Origin of the sequence: Proteus hauseri, from assembly GCF_040139125.1 — a bacterium.
Taxonomy (GTDB): domain Bacteria; phylum Pseudomonadota; class Gammaproteobacteria; order Enterobacterales; family Enterobacteriaceae; genus Proteus; species Proteus hauseri_B.
On record NZ_JBEEUB010000008.1, the window covers coordinates 107,800 to 129,207 of the forward strand.

Annotated in this window: 23 protein-coding genes; 20 read left to right on the forward strand and 3 right to left on the reverse strand. The window is 39.5% G+C overall.

The window, feature by feature from the left end; translation table 11 throughout:
• Nucleotides 1-50: 50 nt before the first annotated feature.
• The 9 genes from pstC to ABN099_RS13945 all read left to right on the forward strand — a co-directional run bounded on the left by pstC (nucleotide 51) and on the right by ABN099_RS13945 (nucleotide 8,123).
• Nucleotides 51-1,010 (forward strand): phosphate ABC transporter permease PstC, encoded by a 960-nt coding sequence (pstC, locus tag ABN099_RS13905; protein WP_349464458.1) that lies wholly within the window; start codon nucleotides 51-53, stop codon nucleotides 1,008-1,010.
• 1 nt (nucleotide 1,011) lies between these two features.
• Complete coding sequence (gene pstA, locus ABN099_RS13910) at nucleotides 1,012-1,914, forward strand: phosphate ABC transporter permease PstA (RefSeq protein ID WP_349464459.1); 903 nt, start codon at nucleotides 1,012-1,014, stop codon at nucleotides 1,912-1,914.
• 28 nt (nucleotides 1,915-1,942) lie between these two features.
• Nucleotides 1,943-2,719, forward strand: coding sequence for a phosphate ABC transporter ATP-binding protein PstB (gene pstB, locus ABN099_RS13915; RefSeq protein WP_349464460.1), 777 nt, complete (start codon nucleotides 1,943-1,945; stop codon nucleotides 2,717-2,719).
• Nucleotides 2,720-2,733: 14 nt separating this feature from the next.
• Nucleotides 2,734-3,465, forward strand: a complete 732-nt coding sequence (gene phoU, locus ABN099_RS13920; RefSeq protein ID WP_349464462.1) for a phosphate signaling complex protein PhoU — start codon at nucleotides 2,734-2,736, stop codon at nucleotides 3,463-3,465.
• Between the two features lie 234 nt (nucleotides 3,466-3,699).
• Complete coding sequence (locus ABN099_RS13925) at nucleotides 3,700-4,539, forward strand: ABC transporter substrate-binding protein (protein WP_349464464.1); 840 nt, start codon at nucleotides 3,700-3,702, stop codon at nucleotides 4,537-4,539.
• 108 nt (nucleotides 4,540-4,647) lie between these two features.
• Nucleotides 4,648-5,385: an amino acid ABC transporter permease gene (locus tag ABN099_RS13930; RefSeq protein ID WP_349464465.1), complete on the forward strand. Its 738-nt coding sequence runs from the start codon at nucleotides 4,648-4,650 to the stop codon at nucleotides 5,383-5,385.
• 1 nt (nucleotide 5,386) lies between these two features.
• Complete coding sequence (locus ABN099_RS13935) at nucleotides 5,387-6,139, forward strand: amino acid ABC transporter permease (protein WP_349464467.1); 753 nt, start codon at nucleotides 5,387-5,389, stop codon at nucleotides 6,137-6,139.
• 235 nt (nucleotides 6,140-6,374) lie between these two features.
• Nucleotides 6,375-7,727: an NCS2 family permease gene (locus ABN099_RS13940; protein WP_432807516.1), complete on the forward strand. Its 1,353-nt coding sequence runs from the start codon at nucleotides 6,375-6,377 to the stop codon at nucleotides 7,725-7,727.
• Nucleotides 7,728-7,811: 84 nt separating this feature from the next.
• Nucleotides 7,812-8,123 (forward strand): monooxygenase, encoded by a 312-nt coding sequence (locus tag ABN099_RS13945; protein ID WP_349464470.1) that lies wholly within the window; start codon nucleotides 7,812-7,814, stop codon nucleotides 8,121-8,123.
• A 66-nt stretch (nucleotides 8,124-8,189) separates the two neighbouring features.
• On the opposite strand, the gene ABN099_RS13950 is transcribed toward ABN099_RS13945, so the two are convergent.
• On the reverse strand, nucleotides 8,190-8,738 hold the full coding sequence (locus ABN099_RS13950) for a GNAT family N-acetyltransferase (RefSeq protein ID WP_349464471.1): 549 nt from the start codon (nucleotides 8,736-8,738) through the stop codon (nucleotides 8,190-8,192).
• A 17-nt stretch (nucleotides 8,739-8,755) separates the two neighbouring features.
• Nucleotides 8,756-10,213, reverse strand: a complete 1,458-nt coding sequence (locus tag ABN099_RS13955; protein ID WP_349464472.1) for a glycosyltransferase family 39 protein — start codon at nucleotides 10,211-10,213, stop codon at nucleotides 8,756-8,758.
• A gap of 189 nt (nucleotides 10,214-10,402) precedes the next feature.
• Here ABN099_RS13955 and yihI point away from each other — a divergent pair, with 189 nt between their 5' ends.
• From yihI to ABN099_RS13985, 6 genes are all read left to right on the forward strand, one after another.
• The gene (gene yihI, locus ABN099_RS13960; protein WP_349464473.1) at nucleotides 10,403-10,906 is read left to right on the forward strand and encodes a Der GTPase-activating protein YihI; all 504 of its coding nucleotides are present in this window, start codon (nucleotides 10,403-10,405) and stop codon (nucleotides 10,904-10,906) included.
• 581 nt (nucleotides 10,907-11,487) lie between these two features.
• Nucleotides 11,488-12,936, forward strand: a complete 1,449-nt coding sequence (locus ABN099_RS13965) for a DUF4026 domain-containing protein (RefSeq protein ID WP_349464474.1) — start codon at nucleotides 11,488-11,490, stop codon at nucleotides 12,934-12,936.
• A 426-nt stretch (nucleotides 12,937-13,362) separates the two neighbouring features.
• Nucleotides 13,363-13,599 carry a ferrous iron transporter A gene (gene feoA, locus ABN099_RS13970; protein ID WP_349464475.1) on the forward strand — a complete coding sequence of 79 codons (237 nt, stop codon included), beginning with the start codon at nucleotides 13,363-13,365 and terminating at the stop codon, nucleotides 13,597-13,599.
• Nucleotides 13,600-13,648: 49 nt separating this feature from the next.
• On the forward strand, nucleotides 13,649-15,976 hold the full coding sequence (gene feoB / locus ABN099_RS13975; protein WP_349464476.1) for a Fe(2+) transporter permease subunit FeoB: 2,328 nt from the start codon (nucleotides 13,649-13,651) through the stop codon (nucleotides 15,974-15,976).
• 19 nt (nucleotides 15,977-15,995) lie between these two features.
• Nucleotides 15,996-16,226: a FeoC-like transcriptional regulator gene (locus ABN099_RS13980; protein ID WP_349464477.1), complete on the forward strand. Its 231-nt coding sequence runs from the start codon at nucleotides 15,996-15,998 to the stop codon at nucleotides 16,224-16,226.
• A 210-nt stretch (nucleotides 16,227-16,436) separates the two neighbouring features.
• The gene (locus ABN099_RS13985) at nucleotides 16,437-16,907 is read left to right on the forward strand and encodes an OsmC family protein (protein WP_349464479.1); all 471 of its coding nucleotides are present in this window, start codon (nucleotides 16,437-16,439) and stop codon (nucleotides 16,905-16,907) included.
• A 59-nt stretch (nucleotides 16,908-16,966) separates the two neighbouring features.
• On the opposite strand, the gene bioH is transcribed toward ABN099_RS13985, so the two are convergent.
• Entirely contained in the window at nucleotides 16,967-17,740 is a 774-nt protein-coding gene (gene bioH / locus ABN099_RS13990; RefSeq protein ID WP_349464480.1) for a pimeloyl-ACP methyl ester esterase BioH, read from the reverse strand.
• 37 nt (nucleotides 17,741-17,777) lie between these two features.
• Here bioH and gntX point away from each other — a divergent pair, with 37 nt between their 5' ends.
• From gntX to ABN099_RS14015, 5 genes are all read left to right on the forward strand, one after another.
• Nucleotides 17,778-18,470, forward strand: coding sequence for a DNA utilization protein GntX (gntX, locus tag ABN099_RS13995; protein ID WP_349464481.1), 693 nt, complete (start codon nucleotides 17,778-17,780; stop codon nucleotides 18,468-18,470).
• Nucleotides 18,471-18,530: 60 nt separating this feature from the next.
• Nucleotides 18,531-19,109, forward strand: a complete 579-nt coding sequence (gene nfuA, locus ABN099_RS14000; protein WP_064718208.1) for a Fe-S biogenesis protein NfuA — start codon at nucleotides 18,531-18,533, stop codon at nucleotides 19,107-19,109.
• Nucleotides 19,110-19,288: 179 nt separating this feature from the next.
• Nucleotides 19,289-19,615, forward strand: a complete 327-nt coding sequence (glpE, locus tag ABN099_RS14005; protein WP_349464483.1) for a thiosulfate sulfurtransferase GlpE — start codon at nucleotides 19,289-19,291, stop codon at nucleotides 19,613-19,615.
• 18 nt (nucleotides 19,616-19,633) lie between these two features.
• A complete protein-coding gene (gene glpG, locus ABN099_RS14010) occupies nucleotides 19,634-20,473 on the forward strand; it encodes a rhomboid family intramembrane serine protease GlpG (protein ID WP_349464484.1) in 840 nt (279 codons plus the stop codon).
• A 38-nt stretch (nucleotides 20,474-20,511) separates the two neighbouring features.
• The gene (locus tag ABN099_RS14015) at nucleotides 20,512-21,270 is read left to right on the forward strand and encodes a DeoR/GlpR family transcriptional regulator (RefSeq protein WP_006534541.1); all 759 of its coding nucleotides are present in this window, start codon (nucleotides 20,512-20,514) and stop codon (nucleotides 21,268-21,270) included.
• Nucleotides 21,271-21,408 lie beyond the last annotated feature (138 nt).

Sequence of the window (21,408 nt, forward strand, 5' to 3'; positions counted from 1 at the left end):
TTAACGTTCACCCCCTGTTAAAACAGGGGGTACTAAATAAAAGAGGCTTTATGGCCGAGCACACAACGGTAATAAAGGCCCCTAGTAAACGAGGGGACGTTATTTTCAGCGCACTAGTTAGACTAGCTGCGTTGATTACGCTTTTGCTTTTAACCGGTATCATTGTTTCACTCATTTTTGCTTCATTACCAAGCATTCAAAAATTCGGTTTTTCTTTCTTATGGACAAAAGAGTGGGATCCACCCGCACAAGAATTCGGTGCGTTAGTTCCTATTTACGGCACCATTGTCACCTCCATTATCGCACTGGTCATTGCCGTTCCAGTGAGTTTTGGTATCGCACTTTTCTTAACCGAATTGGCACCTAATTGGTTAAAACGACCATTAGGAATAGCCATTGAGCTTTTAGCCGCCATCCCAAGTATTGTTTATGGTATGTGGGGACTTTTCGTCTTTGCGCCGCTATTTGCAACCTATTTTCAAGAGCCTGTGGGCAATGTGTTATCTTCTATTCCCATTGTGGGCGAACTTTTTTCTGGTCCTGCCTTTGGTATTGGTATTCTGGCTGCTGGTGTTATTTTGGCAATCATGATAATTCCTTATATCGCCTCCGTAATGCGTGATGTGTTTGAACAGACTCCAGTCATGATGAAAGAATCCGCTTATGGTATTGGTTGTACAACATGGGAAGTTATTTGGAATATCGTTCTGCCTTATACCCGTAATGGGGTAATTGGTGGCGTAATGCTCGGTTTAGGTCGCGCATTAGGAGAAACCATGGCGGTAACCTTTATCATCGGTAATACCTACCAATTAGATTCTGCCTCACTCTTTATGCCGGGTAACAGCATTACCTCAGCATTAGCAAATGAGTTTGCAGAAGCAGAAACCGGATTACATACCGCAGCGTTAATGGAACTAGGTCTTATCCTGTTTGTCATTACGTTTATTGTATTAGCGATATCTAAGTTTATGACACTGCGTTTATCTAAAAGTGAAGGAGCGCGTTGATATGTCTAAAACATCACCTGCTTCATTACAGAGCCAAACAGAAAGTGAATTGCGTACACGCCGTAAACGTCAATTGTGGCGTCGTCAAAAAAACCGTATCGCGTTGTTCCTTTCCGTTTCAACGATGGCATTTGGTCTTTTTTGGCTGGTTTGGATTTTATTTTCTACCGTGACCAAAGGCTTTGATGGTATGTCTTTGGCACTGTTTACAGAGATGACTCCACCGCCCAATACAGAAGGTGGCGGACTTGCCAATGCTATCGTAGGTAGTGGTCTATTAATTTTATGGGCAACAGTTATCGGTACACCATTAGGTATTCTCGCTGGTATCTATCTTGCGGAATATGGTCGTCGTTCATGGCTGGCTGAAATCACTCGCTTTATTAATGATATTTTACTGTCAGCACCATCGATTGTGGTGGGCTTATTTGTTTACACCATCGTTGTAGCACAAATGCAGCACTTTTCAGGTTGGGCAGGTATTGTGGCATTAGCACTACTACAAATACCTATCGTGATACGTACCACTGAGAATATGTTGAAGTTGGTCCCTGATAGCTTACGTGAAGCAGCTTATGCACTAGGCACACCTAAGTGGAAGATGATCTCAAAGATCACGTTAAAAGCCTCGGTGTCAGGCATTATAACAGGTGTTTTATTAGCAATAGCGCGTATCGCTGGCGAAACTGCACCGCTGCTATTTACTTCACTATCAAACCAATTCTGGAGCACAGATTTAAACGAACCGATAGCCAACTTACCAGTGACTATCTTTAAGTTCGCCATGAGTCCGTTTGCTGAGTGGCAACAACTTGCCTGGGCTGGCGTATTACTTATCACCCTCTGTGTTCTATTTATCAATATTATTGCGCGCGTGCTGTTTGCTAAAAGCAAGCATGGTTAACGCCAAAGCTAAGTAAGAGAGAACGTTAATGACTATGGCTAATGATAACGCAGGAAATAAAATCCAAGTTCGCGACTTGAACTTCTATTACGGTAAATTCCATGCGCTAAAAAACATCTCGTTAGATATTGCCAAAAATAAAGTGACTGCATTTATCGGGCCTTCAGGCTGTGGTAAATCAACCTTACTGCGTACTTTTAACAAAATGTATGAGCTTTATGGCGAGCAACGTGCAGAAGGTGAGATTTTGTTAGATGGCAACAATATTCTGACAGACAAGCAAGATATCGCCCTATTACGTGCCAAAGTAGGAATGGTATTCCAAAAGCCAACGCCATTCCCAATGTCTATTTATGACAACATCGCCTTTGGTGTGCGTTTATTTGAGAAATTATCTCGTGCTGATATGGATGAGCGAGTTCAATGGGCTTTGACTAAAGCCGCACTATGGAACGAAACAAAAGATAAACTGCATCAGAGTGGATATAGTTTGTCTGGTGGTCAACAACAGCGCTTATGTATCGCAAGAGGTATTGCTATTCGCCCTGATGTATTGCTACTTGATGAGCCTTGTTCAGCACTAGACCCTATTTCTACAGGTCGTATTGAAGAACTTATTAGCGAACTTAAATCAGAATATACCGTGGTTATCGTTACACATAACATGCAGCAAGCCGCGCGTTGCTCAGACCACACCGCATTTATGTATTTAGGCGAATTAATCGAATTTAGCGATACGGATACGTTATTTACGCGTCCTGCGAAAAAACAAACTGAAGATTACATCACTGGGCGTTATGGCTGATAACGAGGCGAAAAATGGATAATTTAAATCACAACAAGCATATTTCTGGGCAATTTAATGCTGAGTTAGAGCATATCCGTACTGAACTAATGGTTATGGGCGGTTTAGTTGAAGAGCAACTAAAAAAAGCCATTATGGCGATGCACAATCAAGACCAAGCATTGGCAAATGAAGTTATTCAAGGTGACCATAAGGTCAATATGATGGAGGTGGCTATTGATGATGCTTGTGTCCGCATTATTGCAAAACGCCAACCTACAGCCAGTGATTTACGTTTAATTATGTCGATTTCAAAAACTATCGCTGAATTAGAACGTATTGGGGATGTAGCTGAAAAAATTTGCCAGACAGCACTTGAGAAGTTTTCACATCAGCATCAACCACTGTTGGTAAGCTTAGAATCATTAGGTCAACATGCAGTACAGATGTTGCATGATGTTCTTGATGCTTTTGCTCGTATGGACTTAGAAGAAGCTGTTCGTATTTATCGTGAAGATGCCAAAATTGATAATGAATATGAAGGTATTGTACGCCAGCTAATGACATATATGATGGAAGACCCACGTACAATTCCAAGCGTCCTCACTGCGCTATTTTGTGCACGTTCTATTGAACGTATTGGTGACCGTTGCCAAAATATTTGTGAGTTTATTTTCTACTATGTTAAAGGTCATGATTTTCGCCATATCGGTGGTGACCAAGTTGAAAAGATGCTAACAAGAAATGATGATAATTCATCATCTTAATCAGTAATCCAATCAATATCTCTATTCTGTTACCAACAGAGGCTTTTTAGCCTCTGTTTTTTTATTTATAGCCATTCACTTTGCTACTTTGAATCAAATTACCCTTCTCACTTTTCAACACTTATTCCATAAAAGAATATCCATATCAATTTTTATTATTTTATGAACTTAGGACAACTTGATAGCGTGATACTCAACATAACGATGATGATAATTCTTTTTCTGGGGTGAATAATGAAATTACGTGTTCTGGCAACTGCATTAATTGCAGGCTCTGTACTCTTTTCTGGTATTGCAAAAGCAGATAAGTTAGATGACATAAAAAAAACCGGTGTGGTACGCATTGCTATTTTTGATAGCAACCCACCGTTTGGCTTTGTTGACCCACAAACTAAAAAACTTGCTGGTTATGATGCAGATATCGCAAATGAAATCGCAAAAGATTTAGGTGTTAAACTGGAATTGCGCCCAACCAATCCAGCAAACCGCATTCCGCTTCTTAGCTCAAAGAAAATTGATTTAATTGCCGCTAACTTCACTATTACGGATGAGCGTGCAAAACAAGTTGATTTCTCCGTACCTTACTTTGCAACCGGGCAAAAATTTATTGCACGTAAAGGGGTATTAACTAATCCAGAACAAATTCACTCGCTGCGTATTGGCGCTGATAAAGGCACAGTACAAGAGATAACACTGCGTGAACGTTATCCTGATACCAAAGTTATCTCTTATGATGACACACCGTTAGCCTTTGCTGCACTGCGTAATGGTAACGTCCAAGCAATTACCCAAGACGATGCCAAGCTGGTGGGACTATTAGCTAATTTACCTGACGCCATTAAAGCAGACTTTGAAATTTCCCCTTTTAGTATCACCCGCGAATACCAAGCGGTTGCCGCTGCAAAAGGTGAAGATCGCTTAATTAACGAAATTAATAACACCCTATTAAGATTAGAAAAAGAGGGTAAAGCTGACGAGATTTATAACCGTTGGTTTGGTCCCGAAACAAAATCAGCACAACCACGTGGTGACTTTAAATTTGCACCGTTATCTGAGCAAGCACCACAATCTTAATTATCTAAGAAGTCGTTAATAACTCAGCTAATCAATAAAAAGGTTATTCCTTTATTAAAACACCGACCCCGCTTAAGCGGGGTTTGGTGTCTGCAATAGGTAATCACTATGTTTGAGCAATTTCTTACTCACTATCTTCTTGAGCCTCACTATTTAAGCTGGCTATGGAATGGTTTTTTAATCACCTTGCTCATCTCTTTTTGGACCATTGTTATCGCCACGTTGTTAGGCTTTGCCCTAACAGCAGCACGTGATAGCGCTTTAGCGCCTTTACGCTGGTTAGCAGCCGTTTACACATCACTGTTTCGTAATACACCATTATTGGTACAACTGTTTTTTTGGTATTTTGCTTCTGGCGAAATTTTGCCACAAACAGCAATGATGTGGTTAAACACCCCTCATGAAGCCTCATTATTGGGAATTACACTCTCTTGGCCTTCTTTTGAGTTTCTAGCGGGTGTTCTTGGGCTGACATTCTATTCTGCACCGTTTATTGCAGAGGAGTTACGTGCGGGTATTCAGGGTGTGAAGCAAGGACAGAAATATGCTTCTCTGGCACTCGGATTAACACATTGGCAATCAATGCGTTATGTCATTTTACCTCAAGCATTTCGTATCGCACTTCCTCCTTTGTTAGGTCAGTATATGAATGTGATAAAAAACTCATCACTAACAATGGCAATTGGTGTTGCAGAGCTCTCTTATGCATCAAGACAAGTAGAAACAGAATCACTACGAACTTTTGAGGCGTTTGGTGTTGCAACAATCCTTTATATTGCGGCTATTGCATTGATGGAAGCATGGGGACAATGGCACCAGCAACGTAAATTAGCGCAGGGGTATTAAGATGGATTTTACTGTTATCGCCGATAACTGGCAGTACCTTCTGTTTGGCGCTTATCCTGATGGTCCTTTAGAAGGCGCAGCATTGACGATTTTTATTAGTCTGATTGCGGGTATCGCCTCTATTATTTTAGGCACATTGGGCGGTATTGCATTAGCGATGCTTCGTGGTATTTGGGTTAATCTATTTGCTGCATTTTTAGGTTTTTTCCGCGCTATTCCCGTCATTATGTTGATATTTTGGCTCTATTTCTTGTTACCCGTGGCATTGGGTATGGATATACCAGAAATTACCACGGTTATTTGCGCATTAGCCTTAATTACTTCGTCTTATATCGCTCATGGTGTAAAAGCGGGTATTCTGGCAATAGGTAAAGGACAATGGCAGGCTGGATTATCACTCGGTTTTAATCGTTGGCAAGTGCTTTGGTATATCGTGTTGCCACAAGCATTACGTATGATGGTGCCCTCTTTTATCAACCAGTGGATAGCCTTAATTAAAGATACCTCTTTGGCTTATGTTGTTGGTGTGGGTGAACTTTCATTTTTAGCTACGCAGGTTAATAACCGCAGTATGGTCTACCCAATGGAAGTGTTCTTATTCGTTGCTTTTATCTATTTTGTGCTCTGTTTTTCGTTAGAAATTATTGCCAATAGCGTGACTAAACGGTTTTCAACCCAAAAAGAGAAGCGCCCTTTTTGGCAAATAATTTTCCCAGTTAAAAAACGACAATTTATTGAAAAGAGTGTCGGTTAATACATTACTAGGCTAAAGAAATTTAGCCTTTTTATTCTACTGAAATTGCATCATGTCGATATCATTATTAAATACCTCATATTTATCCAACTTAACTTATCAAGGATCTTAGTTTATTTTTACATCCAATACTTAACCTCCCCACGCAATCGATTACTTTTTTAGGTGCAGTTCTGGCTTTATTTGTGTAGGATAAAGCGAAAAACATTTTTTTTGGGATCCTTTGTCTATGAGCATGTCATCACCAAATTCTGCATCGCAGGGTTTGCTTCAGCGTGTATTTAAGCTACAAGAGCATGGCACTACAGCCCGCACAGAGCTTATTGCAGGTGTCACCACTTTCTTAACGATGGTTTATATTATCTTCGTTAACCCTCAAATCCTTGCTGCGGCAAATATGGATATCAAAGCAGTCTTTGTTACTACCTGTCTGATAGCTGCATTTGGTAGTATCTTGATGGGATTAGTCGCCAATTTACCGATAGCTGTTGCGCCTGCAATGGGGCTTAACGCCTTTTTTGCTTTTGTGGTTGTCGGTGCAATGGGCTATTCATGGGAAGTGGCAATGGGAGCTATTTTCTGGGGTGCTGTTGGATTATTTCTTCTTACTCTATTCCGTATTCGTTACTGGATAATCGCCCATATTCCACTGAGTTTACGAGTGGGTATCACCAGTGGTATTGGTCTTTTTATTGCCATGATGGGGCTAAAAAACTCCGGTATTATCATTCCTAATAACGACACTATCGTTACTATTGGTAACTTTGCTTCCCATAACGTATTACTTGGCGCTTTAGGCTTTTTTATTATCGCCATTTTAGCAGCGCGTAATATTCATGCGGCAATTCTTATCTCTATCGTTATTACCACCGTAATTGGTCTGCTGTTAGGCGATGTTCACTATCAAGGTATCTTCTCGCTTCCACCTTCAATTACCACCGTTGTGGGTAAAGTCGATATTATGGGTGCGTTAGATATCGGTTTATCGGGTGTTATCTTTGCCTTTATGTTGGTTAACTTATTTGACTCATCAGGCACTTTAATTGGTGTCACTGATAAAGCGGGTCTAACGGATGATAAAGGTAAATTTCCTAACATGAAGCAAGCGCTTTATGTTGATAGCTTAAGTTCTGTTGCAGGCTCTGCAATGGGGACTTCTTCAGTTACCGCATTTATTGAAAGCACATCTGGGGTTTCTGTTGGTGGCCGTACTGGCTTAACTGCGGTTGTTGTCGGCATCTTATTCTTACTGGCAATTTTCCTTTCGCCATTAGCCGGTATGGTACCAAGTTACGCAACAGCAGGTGCATTGATTTATGTTGGTGTATTAATGACATCCAGTCTAACTCGTGTGAAATGGGATGATTTAACGGAGTCTGTTCCTGCATTTATTACTGCAGTAATGATGCCATTTAGTTTCTCAATCACCGAAGGTATCGCACTTGGCTTTATTGCTTATTGTGTGATGAAAATCGGGACTTTCCGCTGGAAAGAAATTAACCTATGTGTTGTCGTTGTATCGTTACTGTTTATTTTAAAAATACTCCTGATCGATACGCATGTTATTGATTTAAAAAATCTGTTCTAATTTAAATCGCGATTAACAATATCAGAATGACAATAACAGAACGGCACAATAAAGTGCCGTTTTGCATGAATAAAAGAGGTCACTATGCAAGTTATTCTACAGGTAGATTTTCCTTACCAAGGTCCTTGGGGTGAAGAGATGACGCAAGCAATGGATGCGTTATCAACCTCGATTAACCAAGAACCCGGCTTTATTTGGAAAATTTGGACTGAAAATAAAAAGGCTCAAAAAGCAGGTGGAGTCTATCTTTTCACATCGGCATCAGACGCTCAATCATATCTAGAAAAACATAGTGCGCGTTTAAAATCTTTTGGTATTCCAGAAGTGCGTGGTGAAATATTTGCTATAAACCAAGCATTAAGCTTACATAACCAAGCCTCATTTCTGAGCAAATAATTACTTATATTGCTTATAAAGTACAAATGGCATTGTGCCACTTGTACTTTAGCGTAATGATTTTCGTTAGTTAACTTTAGTAGAAAGTAACAACCCATAAACTGCGGAGTCAGAAATTTCATCACCCACTACCCAGCGTTGTTTAAGATATCCCTCTTGTTCAAAACCAAGTTTTTCAAGCAAAGCAGCAGAAGCTTTATTATCTGGATGAATATCTGCCTCTAAACGACGAACAGATAAATAAGTTTGCAGATAGTCAATAAATACCATCATTGCTTCTTTCATAATGCCTTTACCTTGATATTGAGTATCAAGGCAATAGCCAACTTCACCACGTTGCGAGTTAGGGTAGTGATTAAAAAAAACACACATTCCCTGCATTACACCGCTGGCTTTATCTATCACAGCTAAACGTAAATACTCTTTTCGTTCCATATGAGTAATATCTTGAACAATATCTTCTTTTGCTTCTTGCAATGATTGCCAAGGAAGATGGCTCCAATAACGAGTCAACTCTGGTGAACTCATCATCTGAAACCAAGATTGTGCATCATTCATTTCAAATGGACGTAATAATAGTCGCTGCGTTTCAATACGAATATCTGCATAACGCATGATTTTTCTCCATTTTTTTATTTCGGGGCAACGAAAGCGATACATACTGGCTCAGCAATAGCACTAGGCTCTGAACGAAATAAAATTTCTTGAGTAGCGGCTATTTGTAGACTTGGCCAATGCATTAATCCTGTATCGAAATGTGCTTTTGTGCAGTTATCACCCGCTTCAGCAATCAATACAACCCCTTTATCCTCAAGCTGTTGTAATGTGATATGCCGATTATAAATATTTGGCGGCTGAATATTATCTTCTAATATCCAAGGTTGTGATGATAGAGGTCGGTCTTTACCATAAAATATAACCCACTCATGCAGATATTCACCACCAACATAAGATAGCGGTGTGTGATAACGTTGATACCAAGCTTGTTCGACTTCTTGCACAAAAGATTTTATGCCAATAAATTTTTGCCCTGCATTGCGCATATTGGCAGCTTGTACTACGGTATAACCCGACAAAACTAACATGCCAAACACGCCTAAACCATAGAGCGCACCGCGTAATGAACGCTTTGGCATAACCGTAATTGAGCCTACAAATAACGCGGTTGCCACTGACATAAATGGCTGCAACCACTCAGTAATTCGACCACCGTCATTAAAACTAAACCAGATAAAAATAATCGCCAATGGAAATAACAAAATAAAATTGAGTAATCGACTATCTTGAGATGCCGACCAACCCACTCGCCCGCCATATAAATGCAAAATACCCCACATAATAATCACAGGATAAAATACCGTTAGCGCAGCGCGCGCTGTGCGTAGATTAAAGCGATGATCTATTTGCGAATTGACCCATTTAAAAGCGGCAAAATCGTTATGCCATAACCAAATAAAATTTGGCACAACAAAAGCAAACCAAATCGCTATCGCAAGATAAAAATAAGGTGAACGATAACTTTGCCGTACTTTAGGAACAAATAGACTTAATAAAAAAACCGAGCCAATAATCGCCAGCGAAGAGTATTTTCCCATGGTAGCAATACCCATGGCGATAGCAAAACCAAGCCAAGACTTAGGGCTCTCATTAATAGCACAAACAAAGAAATAGAGTGCCCAAGCCCAACAACCGACTAAAATATAATTATCATTATAAGGAATAATATCAAAATTAATTATTCCTGATAAATTAAGCCCTAGCATAGCAAACCAAGCTAAGCGCTGATTTTTTGTTAGTTGATAAGCCAGGTTCCAAACACCTAATAACCCTATGGCAATCACAATAAAGTGGATAAAATACCAATAAAAGCTAAAATCGATGCCACCATAGATAGCAGGCCACATTAAAAAGCCAACAAACCATGGATTCTTAGGAGAGCCCCATTCTCCATTAGTACCCCAATTGACCGCTTCCACTGCATCATAAGGCACAGTAGGATCGAACATATAACTGACGATAATCCATAACGTCGCATAACCAATAATCCACCAATATACTGGTTTGCGTAATTGAGCAGATGATAATGTCATAATAAACAAAAAGTTAAGTTGATAAATTTAAATTTATAGTTAATTGATGTCACAACACAGTAAAGTATAGTGAAATGAGCCGTGTATTGTACGTGAGCAAAAATTAAATTGTCTTAAATTCGCGCTTTTATCGCAAAATAGTTTCTGATAGATTGCGCAACCAAGAAGATCACAAATCGAGTTACCATTATGAATATGATTAAAAGAAAGCCAGCCGCAAAAGCACATAGAAAAACGCGTGAAGAGCTAAATGCGGAAGGACGCGACCGTAAGCGTCAAAAGAAACATCGTGGCAATCCTGCTGGTAACCGTCAGCAGGAATCCATTGATACCAAGAAAAACCAAGTTCAAGAGCCTAAAGATCCACGTATTGGCAGTAAAAAACCAGTACCTCTGATTGTGGCTGATAAACCAAAAGCAACTAAAGCAGTGAAGAAAGTCGCACCAGCAAAAGCAGAGCCTGTTCGCTTGTCTCCAGCAGAAGAGCTAGAGCTGTTAGAAAATGATGCTCGTTTAGATGAGTTACTGTCTCGTCTTGAAAGTGGTGAGAAGTTAACCGCAGAAGAGCAAACTTATACTGAGAAAACACTTGATCGTATTGATGAGTTGATGGTTGAGTTAGGTATTGAGTTTGAAGATGATGACGACGAAGAGAAAACCGAAGACATCATGCAGTTATTAAAAGGTAAGTAATTTATCTTACTGATTTTTATCTGACAGATACTGATAAACCATTAGTATCTGTCAGGCTGCTTTTATAATTTTATCTAATTCTATATCCTATTCTTATTTCAAACTTCTACTTAATATTAATTTTAATATTGACTAAAAACATTAATATATTATTTATGCGATGCAATAACTTTCCCATATAAATAAATTTTAATTTTTGTGAGTTTACTTTTAATTACATTGTCATACTCTATTTGTATAATTTAAATATTATCATTAGATAAAAAATCACAACGCGATTCAAACGCCAAGCTCGTTGCTTTATACTGAACCGACGCTATCGTGGTATCTAAACGTTCAGCATCCTGTCGTCCATAAAATGGCTTTCTAAAATGAGTAACAAGGTTATCTATATTTTCTATTATAATATCCTCTTTTTTAGATAAACAAATTCTGACGCCAGCATTATTTAAATACGCTTTAAAGGCGTATTTGATGAAGATTTAAATAAACTCATCAAAGCTAAGATTACTCCATCTATTTCTTCTTGACTAACCCTGATATTCTTATTTCCTATTTTTCATATACGAGCAATAAAAAATATGGATAACAAACAGCAGTACTTAAATATCACTACAGGGCAAGGAAAAAAAACACCCTCTCGTATAGTGGCATTCCCTACACAGCCACTAAACTATGCTTTAATTGAGCAACGTCTAGAAGATCAGGCGGATTATACGGATGGTGAAATTGACTATTTAAGTGAAAATATCGAAGACGGCTTTTTTTATACTTGCCAAAAAGATGGCGATGAACTGAAATTCTTCGTTTGTTTATTAGAGCGCGATCCTGATTATGAGATCCGCCCGGCTTACTCAACAGATACACTGACACCAGAATTACTGGCTCATGCTAATGCAACGACTCAAGATATTTTATTAGAGACGCTATTTTCTGATACTTTGCATCCTTTAGCGAGTTATCTTCACCATCTTAATTTTCTTAATATCATCGCACCTGAAATAGTATTAGCGCTTGATGAATCTGCTGCGGGTAAAGCATTAACACCAGAATGGATACGCTTTCAGTTAGAGACGCCAGATCTCTACCCTGAAGTTGAAAGCCTATATGTCATTCATGCGGTTTATGATACTGAAAATGATCCCCCCACAATGTTTTGGTTTCATACTCATGGTTTAGAGCGTTGTGGTTTAACCGAGGTCGATTTAGTCATCCCAAGTATGCTTGAATCTTATTATGGTATTCCTGATCTTTTCCGCTGTTTTGTCAATAACAGTATCAATCATCAGCAAATCGAATTTGGTGAGCCAATGCTTTGTGGGCAAACATCATCCGGCTTAGAATATCTGGTGGCACTACCTTATGAAGAAGGTATCCGTCATATAAATGCATCAACACCACTAGACCATCTTCGCCCTTTAGCCGAAATGCGTTATGACACACAAGATGCACCTAATGGGATATTTTTAGGCGATATGGCTGACCGCGATGAATATCATCAGCACCCGTCTTCTATGCTATTTCGCACCAATGAAGAGAACCCTGTATTAGAAACGTTCTTCAAAGGCTATGAAGAGCAACAAGCCATGATGCTATTACGCACCAATGAAGAAACCTATGAGATGTCTGAAAAAGCCAAACTTCGTTGGGAATATTTTGTATCGCTGTTTGATAATTATAATCAGCCTCCTGCAGAGAAGAGAAATAATTTTTTCTCAAAATGGCTAGGTCAAAACAGAGCTGAAAAAATCGACAATCCATGGCAATTTATGATTAAATTTGGCATTCCTTATGGCGAGCATGAAAAAAAGAAAGAGCTCGAGCATATGTGGTTTATTCCTCAATCTCGCGATGGCAATACGGTGTATGCCAAATTAATCAATGTGCCATTTTATGTTGAAGATATGGTAGAAGGGGAAGTTTATCCTATTGATATAGCGTTGATAACAGACTGGGTTATTACTTATCAAGATGATAATTATACCCCTAGTAATATTTATCAATTATTCAGTCATCAACAAACACACTAGCGTTTCAATTATCTCTATTGATCATGCGGGCTATTTGACTTTATTACAAAGCAAAACCCGCAGAGTTCTTATTATAACGATCCATTTTAGAGCCATTACCCGTTAATATTATTAATTGATTGTTATTTTGTTGCTACATCCCCGCCTAAAACGGTTACATTTCATTCTTTCTCTAGTAACAGATAATGTCCCCTCTACATTTAAGACCGAGTTTCCCTTGGTTATCTTTTCTCGAATTGATTTAAATCAAGAGTAGATAAGCATAGAGTAGGCTAAATTATACCCAATAAGGATAATTATAATTCTCATTAGCATTAAAAATATTTATTATAATTACCTTAATTATCTTGTGTGATCATTTTTTACATGCGTTAATAATTATCAGTATCATTATTTTTTGTATCAACATCGGTGGAAGGACGACTTATGTCTCTAATCCCAAATCATAGTTATAAAATCCTGAGCTACTCACCCCAGATAAGCCCTGCTTATCGCCAAAAATTGTTATCATTGGGGATGTTACCAGGATCAGTGTTTAACGTTATCCGTATCGCGCCACTTGGTGATCCCATTCAGATAGAGACGCATCGCGTATCTTTAATACTGAGAAAAAAAGATCTCGCTCTGATTAATCTTAGCGAAGTAATTCATAACGAAAAATAACCGTTAATTTCTCACTCACTCTGGCAACGCAACTATTGGCATCACAATTATGACTCCTCTCACTATTGGTCTTATCGGCAATCCTAATGCCGGTAAAACAACACTCTTTAACCAGTTAACCGGTTCTCGCCAACGTGTGGGTAACTGGGCTGGTGTAACAGTTGAACGTAAAGTGGGCCGTTTTACGACCACTAACCATAAAATTGAGTTAGTTGACTTACCAGGTACTTACTCATTAACCACGATTTCAGAACAAACATCCCTAGACGAGCAAATCGCCTGCCATTTCATTCTTAGCAATGAAGCCGATATGCTAATCAACGTTGTTGATGCCTCTAATCTAGAGCGAAATCTTTATCTAACATTACAACTACTTGAACTTGGCATCCCTTGTATTGTGGCATTAAACATGCTGGATATTGCAGAGCATCAAGATATTCAAATTGATATTGAAGCGCTGTCTAAACAACTGGGCTGCCCTGTTATTCCAATGGTTTCAACAAAAGCTTCTGGTATTGATAAACTCAAAGAAGCTATTGATAGTTTTCCTGCTGAAAAGAAAAAACCCCAAGAACTTCTTACTTCATACCCTATTTGGTTATTAAATGAAGTAGAGGCATTAGCTGGGAAAATTAATCATGATGAATTTAATCTTCAACAACGTCGTTGGATGGCATTGCAGTGCCTAGAAGGTGATATTTATACCCACCAACGCGCACAAATTACCGCCGAAGATATCAAAGTAATTCGTCAGCGTATTCAAGATGAGCATGATAATGAAGCTGAGTTAGTGATTGCCGATGCGCGTTATCAAAATATTGAGCGCATCTGTCATTCTGTTATTAATATGGCAGCAATTAAACCTAATCTACTCACACAAAATATCGATAAAGTGATATTAAATAGATGGTTAGGTGTGCCTATTTTCCTCTTTGTGATGTATTTAATGTTCGTTTTAGCCATCAATATTGGTGGTGCTTTACAGCCTGCATTTGAAGGCGGCTCAGAGGCTATCTTTATTCATGGTATTCAATGGATTGGTGCAACCTTTAACTTCCCTGAGTGGCTAACTATTTTCCTTGCCCAAGGTATTGGTGGGGGTATTAATACGGTTCTCCCATTAGTCCCGCAAATCGGCATGATGTATCTCTTCTTGTCTATTCTTGAAGACTCCGGTTATATGGCTCGTGCCGCCTTTGTAATGGATAGATTGATGCAAGCATTAGGTTTACCTGGTAAATCTTTTGTTCCCCTGATTGTTGGTTTTGGTTGTAACGTTCCTTCTATTATGGGAGCGCGTACATTAGATGCGCCAAGAGAACGTTTAATCACTGTGTTAATGGCACCCTTTATGTCTTGTGGTGCACGCTTGGCAATCTTTGCCGTTTTTGCTGCCGCATTCTTTGGCAAAAATGGTGCAAGTGTCGTTTTCTCACTCTACATTTTGGGTATTTTAGTCGCTATTCTTACTGGACTACTGCTAAAACACACCATTATGCGTGGTGAAGCCTCTCCATTTGTCATGGAGTTACCGGTGTACCATGTTCCTCATGCTAAAACGTTATTATTGCAAACATGGCAACGTTTAAAGGGCTTTGTTATCCGCGCAGGTAAAGTCATTATTATCGCCAGTATGTTTATCGGTGCATTAAATAGCTTTACCTTCTCAGGTAAACCCGCAGATAACATCAATGACTCCGCACTTGCTTCTGTCAGTAAAGTTATCACTCCATTACTGCAGCCTATTGGTGTCCATAGTGATAACTGGCAAGCAACGGTTGGTTTAGTCACGGGGGCAATGGCAAAAGAAGTGGTGGTAGGTACATTAAATACCCTTTATACCGCTGAAAGTATTGTCAATGAGCCTTTCGATGCAGAAGCGTTTGACCTTTGGGGTGAAATTGGTGATGCCTTTGGTGAAACATGGGATAGCTTAAAAGAGACCTTCACGTTAGCCGCACTCTCTAACCCAATTGAAGCGAGCAAAGGTGATGGCGAAATGGATACCGGTACCATGGGCACAATGGGCGCTAAATTTGGCTCAGGCATTGCCGCTTATAGTTACCTTATTTTCGTTCTGCTCTATGTTCCTTGTGTTTCAGTTATGGGTGCAATTGCTCGAGAAACTAGCCGTGGATGGATGACATTCTCTATTCTTTGGGGCTTAAATATCGCTTATTCTATGGCTGCACTGTTCTATCAAGTGGCAACCTTTAACGAACATCCACAAAGTAGCGGTATTACCATTGCCGCGGTGGTGATATTTAACTTAATTCTCTTTATCTTGTTGCGTAAATCACGTAATCGCCTAACAATTAACTTAAGTAACAAACGGACATTAGCAAAATCGTGTTGTTCTGAAGGTAGTTGTCACTAAGTGATAAAGGAAAAGTAAGATGGCAAGTTTGATACAGGTACGTGATTGTGTCGCACTTAATGGTCGAGCAGATGCTCGCCTTATCAGCCATCAGTTAAATGTGCCAGAACCGTTGGTACAGGCTATGTTAGAGCGACTCACTCTGATGGGTAAGCTTCATGAAGTCGATGTCGAAGAGTGTCTCAGTGGTAGCTGTAAAAGCTGTCCTGAATCTACGGCATGCCAGACCAAGCTTTATCAATTAAGTTAAACAACTTAGCTTTTAGCAAAAAATATAATCCCTTACAGCAGTAAGGGATTTTTTTATCTTTCTTTCCCCCAAAGAGCCAAGATGAATCATTTTCACCTTCCTATTTACTGATTTACATTTCTTATTATCACGGCATAATATTATTTTTAATTTAGACGTAAAGACGTCTATTTATATTGAGAATAATTTATAACAACAAGGATATGAGATATGCCGATAACTGAATTTTCATCTATTGTGACGAGTGGCAAACAAGGTGGATTACAGATGCAATGTGCTTCTCGCCAATTTCAGCTGTTACTCGATGAACCTGCATCATTAGGTGGAAAAGATAGTGCAATGAATCCAGTAGAAGCACTATTAGGAACACTGGGGGCATGTAAAGGTATTGTCGCCAAAAGCTTTGCTCGTATGCATCGCATTAACCTTAAAGATATTCGTATTGAAGTAACGGGCGAACTCGATACAGATGGTTTTACAGGCAAAAATAAAGATGCCAAAATTGGCTTTAGTAAAATCACAACACACTTCTTTATTCAGGCAGATAATAGCGAAGAAGAGATAGCTGCTTTTATTGCCTTTATTGAACGCACTTGCCCGGTATTTGACACGATTAAAAACCCGCCTGTTTGTGAGACTTCATATCGCCTCGAAAATAGTACAGAAAGTACAACCGTTTAAATAATTACAGCCCTAATAATAGGGCTGTATACAAATAAAAAATAACCTTCGTGGGTTATTTAGTGAATATTTTCAACCGCATTAATTAGCGCCTGACTAAACTCATCAGGATGCGAAATAAAAGGTGCATGAGCGGCATTACGGAAAATAACACGAGGGGAATTAGGGTACATTTCATCTAATAAACTCGCGACTTTTCTTGGTACTAATCCGTCTAAATAGCCATAAAAACGAATAAATGGGCAACTCACTGTTTTTAATTCTTCACGTAAATCTTCAATGCGAAGAATTTCTAAACCGCCATTGAGAATATCAACAGAAGGTAAAGGTTGTTCTAATACCACAGATTTTAATGATCGCATATCTTCACGCGCACTTTGTGTACCTAGTGTTTGCAGCGCTAAAAAACGTTCAACTGTTCGATGAAAATTCTCACTGAGCTGCTGTTCAAAACCTTTTAATACTTCTGGTTTAATACCCGGCCAATCTTGATGAGCACTAAAACAAGGTGAAGAAGCGACAGTCACTAACGCTGCGACTTGGTGTGGATTATCTAAAGCAATGCGACTTGCGACTAATCCACCTAAAGACCACCCTAACCAAATCGCATTTTCAGGCGCTTGTGCAAACACCACATCAGCCATCTCTTTTAACGTTAACACAGGAAAACCTTGGCTTCGTCCATATCCCGGTAAATCCACAAGATGCAAAGTAAAATTCGAGTTTAGTCGCGTTATTAATGATTGCCAGACCTGTGCATTCAAGCCCCACCCATGCAATAGCACAAGATGCGTTTTACCTTCTCCGATTGTCTGCCAATACAGTTTATTCATTGTTATGCTCTCTTCTCTTCTTACTAAGGCTTTCTTTATGCTAATAACGATAGCAGGATATTGCTGGTTATGTCGCCAACCATTACATTATGATAATAAAGGTATTTGTTCGATTTGTATTCGCCATTTACCACCACAACAGAACCGCTGCCCTACCTGTCTTTATCCTTCAACGCATTCTATGATGCTATGTGGTCGATGTCTAAAATCTTCCCCACTTTGGCAACAGATGTTGACAGTGACAGATTATCGTCCGCCATTAAATAAATTATTACACCTTTATAAATACCACCCTCGCCCTCAAATAGCGTTATGTCTTGCACGACTTTTTTTATTACGCTGGTTATCACATCGTCGAGAAAATATCGTGCATAAACCAGATAGAATTATTAGTGTACCTTTGCATCGATATCGTCGTTGGCATCGAGGATTTGACCAAGTAGAAGCTATCGCTAACCCCTTGGCTATGTGGTTAAATTGTGCTTATCAGCCAGATACCTTGATAAGAACTCGTGCTACACTGGTGCAAAGCCATCTGAGTGCCCATCAAAGGCAGCAGAATTTAGACCATGCATTTGTATTAAATAACACAGTGTCGGTAACAGGGAAAAATCTGGCACTGATTGATGATGTTATCACTACAGGTGCGACACTCAATGCCATCGTGCCGTTGTTAATTCGTGCGGGAGCACGCTCTGTTGAGGTATGGGCAATTTGTCGAACCTTGTAGTTAACCGCCAATTGGGCGTATGATAACCAACCAGAACAGTCAACTATTGAGCAAGACGATATGATTACAATTACTGATGCCGCACAGGCGCATTTTGCCAAACTACTGGCTAACCAAGAACCCAACACCCAAATCCGCGTATTTGTTATTAATCCCGGAACACCTAATGCTGAATGTGGCGTCTCTTATTGTCCACCCGATGCTGTTGAACCTAATGACACTGAAATTAAGTTCGAAAAAATTTCTGCCTACGTTGACGATATTAGCGCCCCTTTTCTGGAAGAAGCTGAAATCGACTTCGTTACTGACCAACTAGGTTCACAATTAACCCTTAAAGCACCTAACGCAAAAATGCGTAAAGTTGATGCTGATGCCCCATTAATTGAACGAGTTGAATATGTGCTTCAGTCGCAAATTAACCCACAATTAGCAGGTCATGGCGGACGTGTTAGTCTGATGGAAATCACTGAAGATGGCTATGCTATCTTACAATTTGGTGGTGGTTGCAACGGTTGTTCAATGATAGATGTCACCTTAAAAGATGGTATCGAAAAAGAGCTTCTCAACCTATTCCCTGATGAATTAAAAGGTGTGAAAGACTTAACTGAACACCAACGTGGTGAACACTCCTACTACTGATCCTCAGTTTCAAATCCCCTTTGGTACTCACCTGCACTGATATCATTGGGGATTTGTATATAAAAATTATCATTTACAAATGGTAACGTCATCTTTACTCATTTGACGCTATTATAGATACACTGTTCTCTCGCTCAGAACACAACAAACAAATTAACTATATAATAAATAAGACAATTATGGATAGTTTTAAATTTCTCAGTATTGAGCAAGCTTATCAATTCTGGGATTCTCAATCAGCTATTTTAGTTGATGTAAGAGATCCTCAGAGTTACCGACTTGGTCATGCTACCGGTGCTTTTCATCTTACTAATGAAACCATAAATCAGTTTTTACAAGGTGCTGATTTTGATATTCCGGTAATGGTAATGTGTTACCACGGCCATAGCAGTCAAGGTGCCGCACAATATCTGGTTAATATGGGCTTTGAAACCGTTTATAGCATTAACGGTGGTTTTGAAGCGTGGCGAAGAGAGTTTCCACAAGCGATAACTTCTCTGCAATAACTACAGATGAGTTTCCCGATGATCCACATTATCACCCTATCTAACCCTCAACTTGCTGATCTATTTGTTAATTATATGGCGACTCAACATGTTCGCATTCATACACAAGTAGAAGAACAACAAGTCAGCCTTTGGTTAGAAGACCAACAACAGTTGGAACTGGTTGAAAAAGAACTAAAAACATTTCTTCGTGAGCCTTTTCACCCACGATATCAAGCCGCAAGTTGGCAAACAGGCAACCCACAAAATACGGGAATTAAATATCGCCCATCGTTTTCACTAAAAGGTATGGTGCAACAATCAGGTCCTTTAACGGTGCTTGTTGTTATCTTATGTGTGCTTATTTATCTTTGGCAACAAGTCGCGGGTGACTACGAGGTTATGCTTCACCTTGCATGGCCTTACAATGAGACGTTAAATCTAGAGATCTGGCGCTATATCACCCCAGCATTTGTCCATTTCTCACTCACTCATATCGCGTTCAATCTTGCGATGTGGTGGTATCTCGCGAGCCAAACGGAACAAAAATTAGGTACTGGCAAACTTTTTGTCATTATGTTGGTTTCTGCATTATTTAGTAATTGGGCACAATCTCTGTTTACGGAATCAAATTTTGGCGGGTTGTCTGGCGTAGTATACGCACTCATTGGTTATGTTGGTTTTACTGGCTTACGCTACCCAGAAAAAGGGATTGGCGTACCGACAGGACTCATTATCTTCTCGCTTATTTGGATTGTCGCAGGTCTGATGGGAGCATTAGGTGACTCAATTGCAAATGCTGCACATTTCGCAGGTTTCCTTATCGGCTTATTGATGGCTTTGTGGGATAATCGACAGCAATTATCTCGCAGATCATAATAAAATTAACATGATATTTTTAACATTAGGGGACACCTGTGAAGCAAACACAACGACATGATGCCATCATCGAACTGGTACGCCTACAGGGCTATGTCAGCACCGAAGAACTGGTGGAGCATTTTGAAGTCAGCCCACAGACAATCCGACGTGATTTAAATGAATTGGCGGAAAAGAACAAAATCCAACGTCACCATGGTGGTGCCGCATTGCCATCAAGTTCCGTCAATACTGCGTATCATGACCGCAAAATCATGTGGTCTGACGAAAAATCACGTATAGCACAACGTGTTGCTAGCTTAATACCTGATGGTGCAACACTGTTTATTGACATTGGCACCACACCAGAAGCCGTTGCTCATGCGCTCATAAATCATAAAAACCTACGTATTGTGACCAACAACCTGAATGTGGCAACATTACTGATGGGAAAAGAGGATTTTCGCTTAATTCTTGCGGGCGGTGAAGTTCGCACAAGAGATGGCGGTATTGTCGGTGAGGCAACGCTTGATTTTATCTCTCAATTCCGCCTTGATTACGGTATTTTAGGGATAAGCGGTATTGATATGGATGGCTCACTACTTGAATTTGATTACCACGAAGTACGCACAAAACGCGCAATTATCGAAAATTCACGTTGTGTGATGCTAGTTACCGACCATTCAAAATTTGGTCGTAATGCAATGGTTAATCTTGGCAATATGAACCTTATTGATTATCTCTTTACAGACCAAGAGCCACCTGCTGGTATTCAGAAAATTGTTGAACAACATAATGTTCAATTAGAACTTTGTTAACGGGTTCGACGCTTAGGAAAAGTACCTTTTAAGGTACTTTTTTTATCTTCTCACTTATTAATTTTCGCTATTTTTTCTTATTTTTTTCTATTTTCACCTATTTTCGCCTATTTCTTTACTTTCTCTTCTTTTAATATC

Coding starts and splice junctions, on each gene's coding strand:
- ABN099_RS13955 (WP_349464472.1), bottom strand. CDS start 10,213: ATGACATTATCATCTGCTCAATTACGCAAACCAGTATATTGGTGGATT.
- ABN099_RS13925 (WP_349464464.1), top strand. CDS start 3,700: ATGAAATTACGTGTTCTGGCAACTGCATTAATTGCAGGCTCTGTACTC.
- ABN099_RS13965 (WP_349464474.1), top strand. CDS start 11,488: ATGGATAACAAACAGCAGTACTTAAATATCACTACAGGGCAAGGAAAA.
- ABN099_RS13950 (WP_349464471.1), bottom strand. CDS start 8,738: ATGCGTTATGCAGATATTCGTATTGAAACGCAGCGACTATTATTACGT.
- feoB (WP_349464476.1), top strand. CDS start 13,649: ATGACTCCTCTCACTATTGGTCTTATCGGCAATCCTAATGCCGGTAAA.
- ABN099_RS13980 (WP_349464477.1), top strand. CDS start 15,996: ATGGCAAGTTTGATACAGGTACGTGATTGTGTCGCACTTAATGGTCGA.
- glpE (WP_349464483.1), top strand. CDS start 19,289: ATGGATAGTTTTAAATTTCTCAGTATTGAGCAAGCTTATCAATTCTGG.
- ABN099_RS13945 (WP_349464470.1), top strand. CDS start 7,812: ATGCAAGTTATTCTACAGGTAGATTTTCCTTACCAAGGTCCTTGGGGT.
- yihI (WP_349464473.1), top strand. CDS start 10,403: ATGAATATGATTAAAAGAAAGCCAGCCGCAAAAGCACATAGAAAAACG.
- feoA (WP_349464475.1), top strand. CDS start 13,363: ATGTCTCTAATCCCAAATCATAGTTATAAAATCCTGAGCTACTCACCC.
- gntX (WP_349464481.1), top strand. CDS start 17,778: ATGCTAATAACGATAGCAGGATATTGCTGGTTATGTCGCCAACCATTA.
- pstB (WP_349464460.1), top strand. CDS start 1,943: ATGACTATGGCTAATGATAACGCAGGAAATAAAATCCAAGTTCGCGAC.
- pstA (WP_349464459.1), top strand. CDS start 1,012: ATGTCTAAAACATCACCTGCTTCATTACAGAGCCAAACAGAAAGTGAA.
- ABN099_RS13930 (WP_349464465.1), top strand. CDS start 4,648: ATGTTTGAGCAATTTCTTACTCACTATCTTCTTGAGCCTCACTATTTA.
- bioH (WP_349464480.1), bottom strand. CDS start 17,740: ATGAATAAACTGTATTGGCAGACAATCGGAGAAGGTAAAACGCATCTT.
- ABN099_RS13940 (WP_432807516.1), top strand. CDS start 6,375: ATGTCATCACCAAATTCTGCATCGCAGGGTTTGCTTCAGCGTGTATTT.
- nfuA (WP_064718208.1), top strand. CDS start 18,531: ATGATTACAATTACTGATGCCGCACAGGCGCATTTTGCCAAACTACTG.
- ABN099_RS13985 (WP_349464479.1), top strand. CDS start 16,437: ATGCCGATAACTGAATTTTCATCTATTGTGACGAGTGGCAAACAAGGT.
- pstC (WP_349464458.1), top strand. CDS start 51: ATGGCCGAGCACACAACGGTAATAAAGGCCCCTAGTAAACGAGGGGAC.
- phoU (WP_349464462.1), top strand. CDS start 2,734: ATGGATAATTTAAATCACAACAAGCATATTTCTGGGCAATTTAATGCT.
- ABN099_RS13935 (WP_349464467.1), top strand. CDS start 5,387: ATGGATTTTACTGTTATCGCCGATAACTGGCAGTACCTTCTGTTTGGC.
- glpG (WP_349464484.1), top strand. CDS start 19,634: ATGATCCACATTATCACCCTATCTAACCCTCAACTTGCTGATCTATTT.